General features: G+C 74.1%; 12 protein-coding genes and 3 pseudogenes. 11 read left to right on the top strand and 4 right to left on the bottom strand.

What is annotated here, in order from left to right; all coding sequences use genetic code 11:
• Positions 1–36: 36 nt before the first annotated feature.
• Complete coding sequence (locus tag GC157_14035) at positions 37–423, bottom strand: hypothetical protein (protein MBI1378582.1); 387 nt, start codon at positions 421–423, stop codon at positions 37–39.
• Between the two features lie 117 nt (positions 424–540).
• Here GC157_14035 and GC157_14030 point away from each other — a divergent pair.
• The 7 genes and pseudogenes from GC157_14030 to GC157_14000 all read left to right on the top strand — a co-directional run bounded on the left by GC157_14030 (position 541) and on the right by GC157_14000 (position 6,397).
• A pseudogene (locus GC157_14030) lies at positions 541–810 on the top strand (antibiotic biosynthesis monooxygenase).
• Between the two features lie 122 nt (positions 811–932).
• A complete protein-coding gene (locus GC157_14025; protein ID MBI1378581.1) occupies positions 933–1,367 on the top strand; it encodes a hypothetical protein in 435 nt (144 codons plus the stop codon).
• Between the two features lie 66 nt (positions 1,368–1,433).
• A complete protein-coding gene (locus GC157_14020) occupies positions 1,434–2,816 on the top strand; it encodes a glycine--tRNA ligase (GenBank protein MBI1378580.1) in 1,383 nt (460 codons plus the stop codon).
• A 119-nt stretch (positions 2,817–2,935) separates the two neighbouring features.
• Entirely contained in the window at positions 2,936–3,886 is a 951-nt protein-coding gene (locus GC157_14015) for an ATP-binding cassette domain-containing protein (protein ID MBI1378579.1), read from the top strand.
• Entirely contained in the window at positions 3,883–4,620 is a 738-nt protein-coding gene (locus tag GC157_14010; GenBank protein ID MBI1378578.1) for an ABC transporter permease, read from the top strand. Before GC157_14015 ends, GC157_14010 begins: the two co-directional genes overlap by 4 nt.
• Positions 4,617–5,795 carry a histidine kinase gene (locus GC157_14005; GenBank protein MBI1378577.1) on the top strand — a complete coding sequence of 393 codons (1,179 nt, stop codon included), beginning with the start codon at positions 4,617–4,619 and terminating at the stop codon, positions 5,793–5,795. Before GC157_14010 ends, GC157_14005 begins: the two co-directional genes overlap by 4 nt.
• Positions 5,792–6,397 carry a response regulator gene (locus GC157_14000; GenBank protein MBI1378576.1) on the top strand — a complete coding sequence of 202 codons (606 nt, stop codon included), beginning with the start codon at positions 5,792–5,794 and terminating at the stop codon, positions 6,395–6,397. The genes GC157_14005 and GC157_14000 overlap by 4 nt, the downstream gene beginning before the upstream one ends.
• Here the strand turns inward: GC157_14000 and GC157_13995 are convergent.
• On the bottom strand, positions 6,394–7,161 hold the full coding sequence (locus tag GC157_13995; protein MBI1378575.1) for a hypothetical protein: 768 nt from the start codon (positions 7,159–7,161) through the stop codon (positions 6,394–6,396). The two genes, GC157_14000 and GC157_13995, sit on opposite strands and share 4 nt — an antisense overlap.
• A gap of 76 nt (positions 7,162–7,237) precedes the next feature.
• Here GC157_13995 and dusB point away from each other — a divergent pair, with 76 nt between their 5' ends.
• Positions 7,238–8,446: a tRNA dihydrouridine synthase DusB gene (gene dusB / locus GC157_13990; GenBank protein MBI1378574.1), complete on the top strand. Its 1,209-nt coding sequence runs from the start codon at positions 7,238–7,240 to the stop codon at positions 8,444–8,446.
• Positions 8,447–8,612: 166 nt separating this feature from the next.
• A complete protein-coding gene (locus tag GC157_13985; GenBank protein ID MBI1378573.1) occupies positions 8,613–9,503 on the top strand; it encodes a hypothetical protein in 891 nt (296 codons plus the stop codon).
• Between the two features lie 1,137 nt (positions 9,504–10,640).
• On the opposite strand, the pseudogene GC157_13980 reads toward GC157_13985, so the two are convergent.
• Positions 10,641–10,862 (bottom strand): annotated as a pseudogene (locus GC157_13980) (TetR family transcriptional regulator).
• Positions 10,863–11,167: 305 nt separating this feature from the next.
• Here GC157_13980 and GC157_13975 point away from each other — a divergent pair.
• On the top strand, positions 11,168–13,879 hold the full coding sequence (locus GC157_13975; GenBank protein ID MBI1378572.1) for a pyruvate, phosphate dikinase: 2,712 nt from the start codon (positions 11,168–11,170) through the stop codon (positions 13,877–13,879).
• Between the two features lie 249 nt (positions 13,880–14,128).
• On the opposite strand, the pseudogene GC157_13970 reads toward GC157_13975, so the two are convergent.
• A pseudogene (locus GC157_13970) lies at positions 14,129–14,659 on the bottom strand (hypothetical protein).
• A gap of 118 nt (positions 14,660–14,777) precedes the next feature.
• Between GC157_13970 and GC157_13965 the strand changes: the two are divergent.
• The gene (locus GC157_13965; protein MBI1378571.1) at positions 14,778–15,527 is read left to right on the top strand and encodes a hypothetical protein; all 750 of its coding nucleotides are present in this window, start codon (positions 14,778–14,780) and stop codon (positions 15,525–15,527) included.
• The last annotated feature ends 23 nt before the right edge of the window (positions 15,528–15,550 follow it).

Genomic DNA, 15,550 nt, shown 5'->3' with positions numbered 1-15,550 from the left:
ATGATTGTCAATTGCGTGAAGCCCCGCCGGGCGGCGTCAGAAGGCGCCGGCGAGCCGAGCCACGGCCGCGCCGAACACCGCCAGCACCGCGATGAGGCGCAGCAGCCGCCCGGACGGCGAGACCGCCGGCCACGACAGCAGCAGCAGCCAGGTGAGGAACACGGCCGGGACGAGCAGGAGGATGCCGGCCGCCGGGAACGGGAGGGCGAGGCCGGCCACGAGGAAGACCGCGAGCAGCGCGGGGACCAGCCAGGTGGGCATCCGGTGCAGCACCACCAGCGGGCCGGCACTCCAGCGCTCCAGGGCTCGCCGCCACGGGCTGCCGGCGGGCACCGGGGTGGCAGGGGCGGCGGGGTTGCGGTGGACCGTGCGTGCCGGGCGCTTCGCGGGTCGGCGGGCCGGGTGGCGCTTGCTCTGGGGCACGGCGGTCCTCGGGTGGGTCGGTCGGTCGGGTGGGCCGGGCCGGGCCGCACAGGGCGGGCACCGGCCGTCGCCCATCGTCGCATCCCCGCGGGACCGTACGGTGGGGGAGTGCTCGCGCTGACCCGCCACCGGCTGCCGCTGCCCGGCTTCGAGGGCGCCCCTGCGGCGCTCGAGGCGGCCCGCGACCTGCTGGCGGTGCTCGCCGCGCGCCCGGGGTACGTGCGGGGCTGGGTCGGCCGCGCCGTGGACGACCCCGACGTCCTCGTCGTGGCTCACGAGTGGGACGACGTCGGCTCTTACCGCCGGGCCCTGTCCGCCTACGACGTGAAGCTGCGCTCGCCGTTCCTTCAGACCGCCACAGACGAGCCGACCGCCTACGAGGTGCTCGTGGCGCGCACGCCGGACCACGTCGTCGAGGCGTCCTCCGCCCGGGCGGCCGACGCCGGCACGGTGGGGCTCGGCCACGCGGCCGCGGCCCACGTCCCGGTCTACGGAGGCGTGCCCCCGGCATGAGGTTCGTCGACCTCGCCGACGGCGGCCGGCGCCTGGCACCGCTCGTCGCCGCGGCGCTGACACCGGACGCGGTCGTCGTGAGCGCCGGCGACGGCGGCCTGGTCACCGGGCGCGCCGTCGCGCAGGCGCTCGGCATCGCGGTGGTGCCGCTGGTCACCACGCGCTCGGACGCGGGCGTCCGGGTCGAGCTGCCGCTGGACGTGGCCGGCCGTCGCGTGGTCGTCGTCGACGACGGCGTGGAGAGCGGCACGGCGGCGCGGGCGGTCGCGGCGGCCCTGCGCACCGCCGGGGCGAGCAGCCTCGTGCTCGCCGTCCCGGTGTGCCCGCAGGAGGCGGAGACCGACCTGCGGACCCGCTACGACGAGGTCGTCGCACTCGTGCGACCGCTCGAGCGCAGATCCCTGCAGTGGCACTACGACACGTTCGCGTAGCCTGAGCCTCCGCGCCCGCGGGCGCGCACGTCCCACTCGCCGACACACCAGCCGGACGGAGCCCCCATGGCACTCGATCGCGTCGACGCCGTCGTCAACCTCTCCAAGCGCCGCGGGTTCGTGTACCCGTGCAGCGAGATCTACGGCGGCACGCGGTCCGCCTGGGACTACGGCCCGCTCGGCGTCGAGCTGAAGGAGAACGTGCGCCGGCAGTGGTGGCGCGCGATGGTGCAGGGCCGCGAGGACGTCGTCGGCCTCGACTCCGCCGTGATCCTCTCGCCCCAGGTGTGGAAGGCCTCCGGCCACCTCGACGCGTTCGTGGACCCGCTCACCGAGTGCCTGTCGTGCCACCGCCGGTTCCGCGAGGACCACCTCATCGAGGCCTACGAGGAGAAGCACGGCAGGGCGCCCGAGGGCGGCCTGGCCGGCATCAACTGCCCGCACTGCGGCACCAAGGGCCAGTTCACCGAGCCGCGCAACTTCAACGGCCTGCTCTCGACCAGCCTCGGCCCGGTGCAGGACGAGGCGTCCATCCACTACCTGCGGCCGGAGACGGCGCAGGGCATCTTCATCAACTTCGCCAACGTCGCGGGCACGGCGCGCAAGAAGCCCCCGTTCGGCATCGGCCAGGTGGGCAAGTCGTTCCGCAACGAGATCACGCCGGGCAACTTCATCTTCCGCACCCGCGAGTTCGAGCAGATGGAGATGGAGTTCTTCGTCAAGCCCGGCACCGACGAGGAGTGGCACGAGTACTGGCTCCAGGAACGCTGGAACTGGTACGTCGACCTCGGCCTGTCCACGGACAACCTCCGCTTCTACGAGCACCCGAAGGAGAAGCTGTCGCACTACTCGAAGCGCACCGTCGACATCGAGTACCGCTTCCGCTTCGGCGGCTCGGAGTTCGCCGAGCTCGAGGGCATCGCCAACCGCACCGACTTCGACCTCAAGACCCACAGCGAGCACTCCGGCGTCGACCTGTCGTACTTCGACCAGGAGGCGGGCGAGCGCTGGTTCCCCTACGTCATCGAGCCCGCAGCGGGCCTCACCCGGGCGGTGCTCGCGTTCCTGCTCGAGGCCTACGACGAGGACGAGGCGCCCAACGCCAAGGGCGGTGTCGACAAGCGCACGGTGATGCGCTTCGACAAGCGGCTGGCCCCCACCAAGGTGGCCGTGCTGCCGCTCTCGCGCAACGCGGACCTCACGCCGAAGGCCAAGGACCTCGCCGCCGAGCTGCGCCGCACGTGGAGCGTGGAGTTCGACGACGCCGGTGCCATCGGCCGCAGGTACCGCCGCCAGGACGAGGTGGGCACGCCCTACTGCGTCACGGTCGACTTCGACACCCTCGAGGACCAGGCCGTGACCGTGCGGGACCGCGACACGATGGCGCAGGAGCGGGTCGGCCTCGACGCGCTGCCCGGCTGGCTGGCCCAGCGGCTGCCCGGCTGCTGACCCGCCGCCCGCGCCGAGCGGCCGGCCGGCGCCGCGGCGGCCCGGCATGACACCTGTCACGCCGAGGTCCGGATGCCTGGCACTGGGGGCCGCCGGGCACGCCGCGGCAGGCTGGCGGCATGACTCCAGCAGAGGCCCGGCCGGTGCCCGGCGCGGGCCCGGTGCCCGGCGACGCCGTACGACTGGCCGGCGTGCACAAGCGCTACGGCGACACCCACGCGGTGGCCGGCGTCGACCTGTCCATCCGTCGCGGCGAAGTCGTCGCGCTGCTCGGCCCGAACGGCGCCGGCAAGTCCACGAGCATCGACATGATGCTCGGGCTCGTCGACGCCGACGAGGGACGCGTCGAGGTGTTCGGCTCGTCCGCGCGCGACGCGGTCGCCCGCGGCCAGGTCGGCGCGATGCTCCAGACCGGGGGGCTCGTGCAGAACCTCACCGTGCGCGAGCTGGTCACGATGATGGCCTCGCTCTACCCGAGCCCCCTCGACGTCGACGACGTGCTGCGCCGCACCGGCACCGCGGCGGTGGCCGACCGCCAGGCGTCGAAGCTGTCCGGCGGCCAGACCCAGCGGGTGCGCTTCGCGATCGCGCTCGTGAGCGACCCGGACCTGCTCGTGCTCGACGAGCCCACGGTGGCGCTCGACGTCGAGGGACGGCACGAGTTCTGGTCGGCGATGCGGGAGTACGCCGGCGCCGGCCGCACCGTGCTGTTCGCGACGCACTACCTCGAGGAGGCCGACGCCTTCGCCGACCGCATCGTGCTGATGGCGGCGGGGCGCGTCGTCGCCGACGGGCCGGCGACGGAGATCAAGGCGGTGGTCGGCCTGCGCACGCTGCGGGCCACGCTGCCGGGCGTCCCCGAGGAGCACCTCGCGGCGCTGCCCGGCGTGCAGTCGGTGCTGCGCCAGGGCGAGGCCGTGACGCTCACGTGCACGAGCTCCGACGACGCCGTCCGGGCGCTGCTGCCGGCCTACCCGCAGGCACGCGACATCGAGATCTCGGGCGCCGGGCTCGACCAGGCGTTCCGGCTGCTGACCGGAATCGACGAGAAGGTGGGGGGCGCGGCATGAGCTCGACGACGTACGTGCGCTACGAGCTGGTGCGCATGCTGCGCAACCGGCGGTTCCTCGTCTTCTCGCTCGCCTTCCCGCTCATCCTGTTCCTGGTGACGGCGGGGGCGAACCGCGACGTCACCGACTTCGCGGGCAGCGGCATCTCGTTCGCCCTCTACTTCATGGTCGGCATGGTCTCCTGGGGCGCGATGTCGGCGGTGATGGCCGGCGGGGCGCGCATCGCGCTCGAGCGCTCCGTGGGGTGGATCCGCCAGCTGCGCGTCACCCCGCTGCCGGTGCGCACGTACTTCTCCGCCAAGGTCCTCAGCGGTTACGCGACCGCGGCGATCACCATGGCGGTGCTGTACGCCGCGGGCCTCGCGCTCGGCGTGCGCATGCCGTGGGACGGCTGGGTCCGGATGACGCTGCTCATCCTGGTGGGCCTGATCCCCTTCGCGGTGCTCGGCATCCTGCTCGGCCACCTCGTCTCGACCGACGCGATGGGCCCGGCGCTGGGCGGCATCACGGCGCTGTTCGCGCTCCTGGGCGGCTCCTGGGGGCCGATCGCGGGGGACTCCGGCGTCCTGCACGACCTGGTGGAGCTGCTGCCGTCGTACTGGCTCACCCAGGCGGCGCACTCGGCATTCACCGGCGACTCGTGGCCGCTCAAGGCCTGGCTGGTCATCGCGGTGTGGACGGCGGTGCTCGCCCGGCTGGCCCGCTGGGCCTACCGTCGCGACACGGGACGATGACCGTCCCGGTGGCCCGAGGTCCGGAGGAGGTGCGCGCGGTGCCCGACGACGTCGTGACCGCGCCGCCGGACGCCCTGGCCGACGCGGAACGCGAGTGGCGGGCGCGCCGGTGGCGCTACGCCGTCCCCTTCGCCGGGGTGTGGCTCGTCGTGCTGCTCGGGCCGGCCGGCGACGTCGTGGACCGCTCCGGCTCGCCCGTCGGCACCGTGGTGGGCCTCGGCCTGCTCGTCGCGTTCGCCGTGCTCTACCTCGTGCTCGTGGTGCTCGCGTGGGACCGCAGCCCGGCTGGGCGTCGTCGTGCGGGCGCACTGGCCGTGGTGCTGCTGGCGCTGGCGCTCGCCGTGCTGCCGTTCGCCGGCCCGTCGGGGCTGACGACGTTCATCTTCGTGGCGGTCGTCGTGCAGCTCGTGCTGCCGTGGCGCTGGGCGATCCTCGCGACGGTGGCCCTCGTGGCGCTCGAGGCGCTCGTCAGCCGCGCGGCCGGGTGGCCGGACTGGGGCAGCTACGCGTTCTCCATCGTCGCCGCCGGGATGGCGATGTTCGGCGTCGCACGCATGGCCGAGCGCAACCGCGCCCTCGTGGAGGCGCACGAGGAGCGCGCGGCCTACGCCGTCCTCGCCGAGCGCGAGCGGTTCGCTCGGGACCTGCACGACATCCTGGGCCACAGCCTCACCGTGATCGCGGTGAAGTCCGAGCTGGCGGGCAAGCTCGTCGGGCTCGACCCGGAGCGGGCCAGGCGCGAGGTCGAGGACATCGAGCGGCTCGCGCGCGTGGCGCTCGCCGACGTGCGTGCCACCGTGGGCAACTACCGCGAGGTGTCGCTGGCCGCGGAGCTCGCCTCGGCGCGCAGCGCGCTGGAGGCGGCCGGGGTCGACCCCGACCTCCCGTCGGCGGTCGACGCCGTGCCAGGCGACCTGCGCGAGCTGTTCGCCTACGTCGTGCGCGAGGGGGTCACCAACGTCGTGCGCCACAGCGGCGCCGGCACGTGCACCGTCCGCCTCGGCCCGGCCTCGGTCGAGGTGCTCGACGACGGGCGCGGGGGCGGCCCGACGCACGACGGTCACGGGCTCGCCGGCCTGCGCAGCCGGGCCGCGGCGGCGGGTGCGGTCATCGAGGCAGGGCCACTGCCCACGGGCGGTTTCCGCCTCGCCGCCCACCGGGGGGCGGCGTCGTGATCCGCGTCCTCCTCGCCGACGACCAGCACCTCGTGCGCGGTGCGCTCGCGGCGCTGCTCTCCCTCGAGCCGGACCTCGAGGTGGTCTCCGAGCAGGGCCGTGGTGACACCGTGCTCGAGGCCGTGCTGGCCTCGCGCGCCGACGTCGCGCTGCTCGACGTCGAGATGCCGGGCCTCGACGGGATCGAGACGGCAGCGGTGCTGCGCGAGGGCGCGCCGCAGTGCGCGGTGCTCGTGCTCACCACCTTCGGGCGCCCCGGCTACCTGCGCCGCGCGATGGAGGCGGGCGCGCGCGGGTTCCTGGTGAAGGACGCCCCGGCCGCGCAGCTCGCCGACGCCATCCGCCGCGTGGCGGCGGGGGAGCGGGTGGTCGACCCCGCGCTGGCCGCCGAGAGCCTGGCGATGGGCGAGAGCCCGCTGACCGAGCGCGAGCGCGAGGTGCTCGTCGCGGCGAGCGACGGCGGCACGGTGGCGGACCTGGCGCGGGGGTTGCACCTGTCCGAGGGCACCGTGCGCAACTACCTGTCGGCGGCGATCAGCAAGACCGGGACGCGGACCCGGGCCGAGGCGGTCCGGGTGGCCCAGGACCGCGGCTGGCTCTAGCCCACCGTCTGCGAGCCGGGCGGCCCGGCCCCGAGTCGGGCGCGCCAGCGCTCGCGCCGGGCGGCCTCGCCCGCGAACCGCGCGCTCGCCCGCTCCATCTTGGCCGGGCTGTAGAAGCGGCGGGCCCAGAAGGAGTCGGGCTTCGCGAGCCGGATCGCCCCCACCAGAGACAGGATCGTCATGGCCAGCCCCACCAGGCCGGTGACGAGCTTGCCCTTGAGCAGGCAGATCAGGGTGTAGCCCACGTGGACGACCACGAGGACGCTGACGGACACCCAGCCGAGGTTGGTCGTCGAGCTGTCGATGCCGAGGGGCGCGGAGCCCACGAGCAGGAGGATGCCGACGACGACGGCGATCATCACCGCGTCGATCGACTTGCGGCCCTCCGGCGTCCAGTACACGTCCTCGAGGTGCAGCCACAGGGCGAACTCGTCGAGGGCGAGGGCCGCGCCGACGCCGAACAGCGCCGCGAGGACCTCCTGCCACGGGGGCTGTGGCGAGTACCGGAACGACAGCAGCCCGGTGGTGAGCACCAGCAGGATCCCCCACACCTGGTGGTGCACGTGCACCCCGCCGATGTGGATGTCGCCGATGAGGCCCCCGCCCTCTCCGTCGGCCGGCTCCGGCTGCGGACCTGCGGCCCGGGCGCGGATCCGCAGCGTGACCCACCGGGTGACCGTGTAGGTCACCAGGAACCCGAGCAGCATCCACAGCGCCGGCGAGCGGCCGGACGCGACGACGTTGTCCTGGTACCAGTCCGACACGGGGGGACCCTAGCCACGGGGCGCGGGTCTCGCGCGGGGACGGCCGTCCGGTCGCCGTCGCCAGGTGCCTGCGTCGATGCACGACAATGGGCCCATGACCTCTCCCGGCCACGAGCTGCTCCGGCGCGGCGGCGTCCCGGTGGTGCTCGCCCCGATGGCCGGCATCACCAACCGCGCCTTCCGCCGGCTGGCCCGCGAGCAGGCGCGCAGCGCCACCTCCGGATCGGCCACTGGCATCTACGTCACCGAGATGATCACCTCGCGCGCCCTGGTCGAGCGCAACGACGAGACCATGGCGATGATCGCCACCGACCCCGACGAGTCGCCGCGCAGCGTCCAGCTCTACGGGGTCGACCCGGCCACCGTGGGGGCGGCGGTGCGCCTGCTCGTGGCCGAGGACCGTGCGGACCACGTCGACCTGAACTTCGGCTGCCCGGTCGCCAAGGTCACCCGCAAGGGCGGCGGCAGCGCCCTGCCGTGGAAGCGCGGGCTGTTCCGGGCGATCGTGCGCGAGGCGGTCCGCACCGCGGACGACACGGCGCGGGCCGTGGGTCGCGAACCGGTGCCGGTCACCGTCAAGATGCGCACCGGCGTCGACCCCGAGCACCTCACCTACCTCGAGGCCGGTCGCGCCGCCGCCGAGGAGGGGGCCGCCTGGGTGGCGCTGCACGGCCGGACCGCGAGCCAGCTCTACGGCGGCACGGCGGACTGGACGGCGATCGCGCGGCTGGTCGAGGAGCTCGCGCCCTACGGGGTGCCGGTGCTCGGCAACGGCGACATCTGGACCCACCGCGACGCGCGCCGCATGGTGGAGCAGACCGGCGCGGACGGCGTCGTCGTCGGCCGCGGGTGCCTGGGCCGGCCGTGGCTGTTCGGCCAGCTCGCCGCGGACTTCTCCGGCCTCCCTGTCCCCGCCGACCCCGGGCTGCGCACCGTGGCCGAGGTGATGCACCATCACGCGGCGCTGCTCGCGGAGGTGCTCGGGCCCGAGCGCGGCCCGCGCGACTTCCGCAAGCACATCGCCTGGTACCTCAAGGGGTTCGCCGTCCGCCGCGAGCTGCGCCAGGGCCTGGCCATGGCGAGCAGCCTCGAGGAGATCGACGGGTACCTCGCCGAGCTCGACCTCGACCAGCCCTGGCCCGGCGAGGTGTCCGAGGGCCCGCGCGGGCGCACGCAGCCCGGCAAGCGGGTGGCCCTGCCGGACGGCTGGCTCGACGACCCCGACGACCTCGACGGGTTCCTCGCCGACATCAGCGCCGCTGAGCTCTCCGTCTCCGGCGGCTGAGCGGTCGTCGCCGGCAGGCCGGCGTCAGGACGGCGCCGGGGCGGGGAACGCCGGAGCGCAGATGCGGCAGCATGGGTCCATGCGCGGGGGACAGGACGCGCGGCGGTCCGGGGTTCACCAGGTCGTCGGTCCTATGGGTTGGCGCGGGCGTGCGGCATCCGCCGTCGTGGGATGCCTGTTCCTCCTGTCGGCGTACGTCCTCATCGTGCTGCCGCCGAGACAGGTGCTGCTGGGGTGGGTGGCAGCGACGCTCGGCGGCCTGGCACTGCTGCTGCCGCTGATCACTCCGCGGTTCACCCTGGCCGGGTCGGTACTGGTCCGGACCTGGCCGACGAGGGTCCGCTGCGATCTCGACCGGCTCGCGTCCGTGCAGGTGTCGCCGACATTCTCCCAGGGTCGGACGGCGGGCACGGTCCTCCTGCTGACGGATCTCGACGGCGGACGGGTGATGCTCAGGACTCCGGGCGGAGACGCCACCGACCCGCTCGTCATGGCTGTCGCCCGTCTGCTGGGCGACGTGGGTGCCGAGCTGACGGACGTGGAGCGGGACCGGCTGGCAGCGGTCGCCGGAGCCCGAGCAGTCGGCTCGACCGTCGGCTACCGGGGTGTGGCCATCGCCTTCGTCGTGCTGGTCGTGCTCGCCGGAGGCTCGGGGGAGACCACGTATCTGGACTGGGTCCTTCAGCACGACGGCGTGCCCTCGTCCGCCGTGGTGACCTCCGACTCCACGCACTCGACTGCACGAGGAGCGCAGACCTCCTACGTCTGCCTCGCCCTGGCCCAGGACGGCTCGGGCGGCGCCGAGGGGTCCTCGCCGGCCGCCCGGTGCGTCGACCTCGGTGGCGTCGCCGACCTCCCCGTCGGCGACGTGGTCGAGGTCCGTGTCGATGCCGCGGATCCCGGCCGCGTGGCGATCGAGGGCCTCCACCCCAGGGACCTGGGAGGCTTCCTCTTCGTCTCGGCCGGTGCCGTCGCCGCGGGTGGCTTCGTCCGCACCCTGCGCCGGCGGCGCCGGCGGAACCGTGACGCGGCGCCCCGGCCCAGGACGGGTGCCTGATCAGGCCGAGGCTTCCTCGGGCTCGGCGCCCTCGCGCTCCGGGAGAGGCGCGGCGAGGCGGTCGCGCAGGTCGGTGGCGCCGGTGCGCTGCTGGAGCACGATCTCGAGGAGCGCGATGACGCCCTCGACGAAGGTGTCGGTGTCGTGGTCCCACTCGTCCATGCGCCGGCCGAGGAACAGCCCGTCCATGAACGCGAGCACCAGCTGGGCGAGCTCGCGACCGACGTCGGGGTCCGCCGCCCGCTGCTCGTCGGTGAGAGTGCTCGTCCACCACGCGGCCAGCTGGTCCTCGGAGGCGCGCCGGATCGAGAGGAACCGGCTGCGCACGGAGGTCTCGCCGTCGTGGTGGTCGAGCGTCGCGAGCATCCCGATCCGCAGGAAGTCCGGCGCGTCGACGTCGAGCGCGTGCGCCGCCCGGCGCAGCACGCGCCGCAGCGTGCGCACCCGGTTGCGCGAGTCCGACGGCGTCCACCGTCCCTGGTTCTGGCGCCACTGCCGGAAGCTGCGGTCGACGACCTCGGAGATGAGCTCGTCCTTGTCGCTGAAGAACCAGTAGAGCGAGCTCACGGGCAGGCCCGAGCGGTCGCAGATGGCGGAGATCGTGGCGCCGATGTAGCCGCGCTCGGCGGCGATCTGCGACGTGGCGGCGAGCAGCCGGTCGCGGGAGTCCGCGGGCAGCTCGCGCGTGGCGGACTGGTGCCGGTGGCCGGTGGGCGTGCGCCGGGACCGCCGCCCGGGCGGGCTCTGGCTGTAGACGGCCAGAGCCGCGCCGACGTCGTCGGCCAGCCGGCCGAAGTCCCACTCGCGGCCGGCCTGGTCGGCCCGGAACAGCCCGTCGGTGCAGGCGGTCAGCAGCTGCGCGAGATGCAGGACGAGGTCGGGACGGCGGCTGCGCAGCGTGGCCGGCAGCTGCTCGCCCACCCAGGCGAGGGTGCGCGCCTGCGCCTGCGCCCTCACCTCGAGGTAGCGGTCGCGGCCGGCGATCGGCTGCGGCGGGTCGATCAGGCCGAGCATGAGCCCGATGCGCCAGAACTCCGGCTGGGCGGCGAGGCGCTCGTGGTTGAGCCGCGGGCGGCGGCGCAGCCGCTCGAGCGGCTCGAGGCCGGCCTCCTCCTGGGGCCAGGTCAGCGAGGAGACCAGCCAGCGCTCGTAGCTGTACTCCAGCGTCTCGGCCACCAGCGCGTCCTTGTTGCGGAAGTGCCAGTAGACCGAGGACGCCGGCAGACCCGTGCGCTCGGTCACCGATGCGACGGTCATGCCGTCGTAGCCGCGCTCCGCGGCGATCTCGAGCGCCGCCTCCAGGATCCGCTGGCGGGACTCGGCCCCCTGACGATGCCTGCGCTCGGTCTTCGGCGGCACCTGGCACGGCTCCTCGTGGCACGGGCCGACCCTCCGGCAGGGTCGGGGACGGGTCCGAGGCTACGTCCCTCGTAGGGCCGCCACCAGCGGAACGCGCCCATTCACCGGAGCGAGCGGTCCATCGAGGACGTCGGCCGCGGCGTCGGCCGTCGACACCCCCGTCCGGGAGCGTGTCCGCTGGTGGCACGGATCACGTGCCACCAGGTGAAGCGGCCAGGAAACGGAAGCGGTTGCATCACTAGCGTCGTGACGAAGGACGCGGCCACGCAGCCGCGCCGCCGCCACGAGGACGCCCGGAGGCACTCATGCCCGGCACGCAGTACGTCTACGACTTCTCCGAGGGCTCGAAGGACATGAAGGACCTCCTCGGCGGCAAGGGCGCGAACCTCGCCGAGATGACCCGCCTCGGGCTGCCGGTGCCGCCGGGCTTCACGATCACCACGGACGCCTGCCGTGCCTACCTCGCCAACGGCAAGGAGCCGGCTGACCTGCGGGTGCAGGTCACCAAGTCGCTGCGCCACCTCGAGGACGCCGTCGACCGTCGCCTCGGCGACCGTCACGACCCGCTGCTGGTGAGCGTGCGGTCCGGCGCCAAGTTCTCGATGCCCGGCATGATGGACACGGTCCTCAACATCGGGCTCAACGACGCCTCGGTGATCGGCCTGGCGGAGGCCTCGGGCAGCGACCGCTTCGCGTGGGACTCCTACCGCCGGCTCATCCAGATGTTCGGCAAGACCGTGCTCGGCGTCGAGGGCGACCTGTTCTCCGACGCGCTCGACAAGGCCAAGGCCGCCCGCGGCGTCGTGTCCGACGTGGACCTCGACGTCACCGACCTCATGGCGCTCGTGCAGCGGTTCAAGGACATCGTGCGCGACGAGACCGGGCGCGACTTCCCGCAGCACCCGCGCGAGCAGCTCGACGAGGCGATCCGCGCGGTGTTCGACTCGTGGAACACCGACCGTGCCCGCATCTACCGGCGCCGCGAGCGGATCCCGCACGACCTCGGCACCGCGGTGAACATCTGCACCATGGTGTTCGGCAACCTCGGCGAGACCAGCGGCACCGGGGTCGCGTTCACCCGCGACCCCTCCACCGGCGCGCCCGGCGTCTACGGCGACTACCTCGTCAACGCCCAGGGCGAGGACGTCGTGGCCGGCATCCGCAACACGCTCAGCCTCGACGACCTGGGCGAGCTCGACCCCGCGGCCCACGCCGAGCTGATGACCGTGATGCGCCGGCTCGAGACCCACTACCGCGACCTGTGCGACATCGAGTTCACGATCGAGCGCGGCAAGCTGTGGATGCTGCAGACCCGCGTCGGCAAGCGCACGGCCGCGGCGGCCTTCCGCATCGCGACCCAGCTCGTCGACGAGCACCTCATCACCGAGGACGAGGCGCTCGAGCGGGTGACCGGCGCACAGCTCGCGCAGCTGATGTTCCCGCAGTTCGACTCGGGCACCCCGCGCACGCTGGTGGCCAAGGGCATGGCCGCCTCGCCCGGCGCGGCGGTGGGCAGGGCCGTGTTCGACTCCGCGACCGCGGTCGCCTGGGCCGCGCGCGGCGAGGACGTCATCCTCGTGCGCAAGGAGACCAACCCCGACGACCTCGAGGGCATGATCGCCTCCGCCGGCATCCTCACCTCGCGCGGCGGCAAGACCAGCCACGCGGCGGTCGTCGCGCGCGGCATGGGCAAGACCGCCGTCTGCGGCGCCGAGGAGATCGACGTCGACGCCGCGGCCAAGATGGCCCGCATCGACGACGTCACCCTGCTCGAGGGCGACGTCGTGTCCATCGACGGATCCACGGGCGAGGTCTTCCTGGGCGAGGTGCCGGTGCGCCCGTCGCCGGTCGTGACCTACCTCGAGCACGGCGTCGACCACGCGGTGGCCGACGCCGACCCGGAGACCGAGCAGCTCGTGCGCTCGGTCGACCGCCTGCTGAAGCACGCGGACGACACGCGTCGCCTGCTGGTCCGTGCGAACGCCGACACCGCCGAGGACGCGCTGCGCGCCCGGCACCTCGGCGCCCAGGGGATCGGGCTGACCCGCACCGAGCACATGTTCCTCGGCGACCGCCGGGTGCTCATCGAGCGGGTGATCCTGTCCGAGTCCGGCGAGGACCGCGACTTCGCCCTGGCCGCCCTGCTCCCGTTGCAGCGCAAGGACTTCTACGAGCTGCTCGAGGCGATGGACGGACTTCCGGTCACGATCCGCCTGCTCGACCCGCCCCTGCACGAGTTCCTGCCGAACTACACGGAGCTGTCCGTGCGGGTGGCGGTGGCGCACGCGGAGGGCAAGCCGGACACCAAGGAGCTCGCCCTGCTGGCCGCGGTCGAGCGGCTGCACGAGTCCAACCCGATGCTCGGCCTGCGCGGCGTGCGGCTCGGGCTCGTCGTCCCGGGTCTGTTCGGGCTCCAGGTGCGCGCGATCGCCGAGGCCGCGGCCCAGCGGATCAAGGACGGCGGCGATCCCCGCGTCGAGATCATGGTGCCGCTCGTCGGCTCGGTGATGGAGCTGCACCTCGTCGCGGACGAGACCGACGGCATCGTGCACGAGATCGCCGCACGCGAGGGCGTCGACCTGCACATCCCGGTGGGCACGATGATCGAGCTGCCGCGGGCCGCCCTGACCGCCCACCGCATCGCGGAGGTCGCGGAGTTCTTCTCCTTCGGCACCAACGACCTCACCCAGACCACGTGGGGCTTCTCGCGCGACGACGTCGAGGCCGAGTTCTTCGCGGCCTACCTCGACAAGGGCGTGTTCACGGTGTCGCCGTTCGAGTCCCTCGACGAGGACGGGGTCGGCCGGCTCGTGGAGATCGCCGCACAGGAGGGCCGGCGCACCCGGCCCGACCTCAAGCTCGGCGTCTGCGGCGAGCACGGCGGCGACCCGGAGTCGGTGCACTTCTTCCACCGGGTGGGGCTCGACTACGTCTCCTGCTCGCCGTTCCGCGTCCCTGTGGCACGGCTCGAGGCCGGTCGGGCGGCGCTGGAGGCCGCGGGCTCCGACACGCGCTGAGCGGGCGCCGGCGCACGGCATGACGACGGGGGCGGGCCCTGCGGGAGGGGTCCGCCCCCGTCGTGCGCCCCGGCCGCCGGGGGGAGAGGACGGCCGTGGGGCGGGCGACCGCTGCGCGGGGGGACGCGCGGTCGCGGACGGTCCGACCGGTCAGCCGCCGGTGGACGAGTTCGACGGCAGGGAGCCGCCGGGGACGCCGGTGCCCGGCCCGTCGCCGTCGTGCGGGTCGGGGTCCGTGCCGGTGCCGCCGCCCATGTGGCCGGCACCGGGGCCGGACTGGGTGCCGGTCACCGAGAAGTCGGAACCGACCTGCACGATGAGGTGCTCACCGGCCGTCGTGACGACGTGCGCCTCGTACACGCCCTCCGAGTCGGTCTCGACCCGCTCGATGGTGGCGTTCGGGTAGGCCGCAAGGGCCGCCGCCGTGACCTTCGTCGCCGTGTCGCCGGTGAGCAGCGTCTCGTCGGGCCGCTGCGGCTGCGACGGGTCGATCGCGGATCCCTGGGCGGGTGCGGAGCCGGTCGAGGTGCTGCCCGCGCCGGCGGTCGACCCGTCCGAGGACGAGCCGTCCGACGACGAGCCGACGGCGCCGGTCTCGCCGGACGCCTCCGTGGAGCTGGCGGAGCTGCTCGTCGAGGGGCTCGGGGAGGTGGTGGCCGCGTTGGCGGTGAGCGTGCCGGCGAGGACCATGCCGGCGGCGAGGCCGCCGGCTGCGAGCGCCGCTCCGGCGCCCCAACGGCGGGCGGAGCGGGCGGTCTCCGCACGGGTGCTGTCGTCGATCATGGGGACTCCTCGTGCTGTGGGGGATCGCTCCCCGGGTTGGTGGGGTGCGACCACCGTGGGCGCGACAGGTGTGAGCGACCTGTCACGTCCGGGGTGCGGGACCTGAGCGGACCATCTGACCGCTGTGCCGACCGGCTGCTGGGCAGAGGTGTCCGCCGGGGTGTTGGGCTCGCACCGTCGCATCGGCGACACTGGTGCGGTGACCGCGACCGTCGACGCCGAGCCCGCGGCTCGCGCCGGTCGCCGCCCGAAGCCGGTGCGGCGCGCGCTTGCGTGGGTGCTGGCCCTCGGCCTCGCTCTCGTGCTCGTGGTGCCGCTGCTCGCGGTGGCGCTCGTCGTCGCGACCTCCCGCGACGACGACCGCACCCCCACGGATGTCGTGGTGGTGCTCGGGGCGTCGCAGTTCAACGGCCGCCCGAGCCCTGTGCTCGAGGCGCGGCTGCGCCACGCCCGGGACCTTCTCGGCGACGGCGTGGCGCCGCGCATCGTCACGGTGGGCGGCAACCAGCCCGGCGACGTGACCACCGAGGCGCAGGCCGGCAAGCAGTGGCTGGTGGACTCCGGGGCGCCGTCGTCCGCGGTCACCGCAGTGCCCACCGGGCACGACACGCTGCAGAGCCTCACCGCGGTCGCCGGCCTCATGCGCTCCCACGGCTGGTCGAGCGCCACGATCGTCACCGACCCCGCGCACCTCGCCCGGAGCCTGGCGATGGCGCGGGCGCTGGGCATCCGAGCGCACGGGTCGGCCACCAGCGAGGGGGCCGGATCGTCGCTGACCCTGGACTACGTGGGCCGCGAGACGCTCGGGCTGCTGTGGTTCTGGGCCGCCGAGCGCCGCGACGTCCCGCAGGTCGTGCCGGCCTGACACCGCGCGGGCGTCCCGCCGGT

This window comes from Frankiales bacterium (assembly GCA_016125335.1).
In the GTDB taxonomy this organism is placed as follows: domain Bacteria; phylum Actinomycetota; class Actinomycetes; order S36-B12; family CAIYMF01; genus Longivirga.
The sequence above is the reverse complement of the archived record's forward strand: the minus strand, read 5'-3'. Positions and strand labels throughout refer to the sequence as shown.

Coding starts and splice junctions, on each gene's coding strand:
- GC157_14025 (MBI1378581.1), top strand. CDS start 933: ATGAGGTTCGTCGACCTCGCCGACGGCGGCCGGCGCCTGGCACCGCTC.
- GC157_14020 (MBI1378580.1), top strand. CDS start 1,434: ATGGCACTCGATCGCGTCGACGCCGTCGTCAACCTCTCCAAGCGCCGC.
- GC157_14015 (MBI1378579.1), top strand. CDS start 2,936: ATGACTCCAGCAGAGGCCCGGCCGGTGCCCGGCGCGGGCCCGGTGCCC.
- GC157_14010 (MBI1378578.1), top strand. CDS start 3,883: ATGAGCTCGACGACGTACGTGCGCTACGAGCTGGTGCGCATGCTGCGC.
- GC157_14005 (MBI1378577.1), top strand. CDS start 4,617: ATGACCGTCCCGGTGGCCCGAGGTCCGGAGGAGGTGCGCGCGGTGCCC.
- dusB (MBI1378574.1), top strand. CDS start 7,238: ATGCACGACAATGGGCCCATGACCTCTCCCGGCCACGAGCTGCTCCGG.
- GC157_13975 (MBI1378572.1), top strand. CDS start 11,168: ATGCCCGGCACGCAGTACGTCTACGACTTCTCCGAGGGCTCGAAGGAC.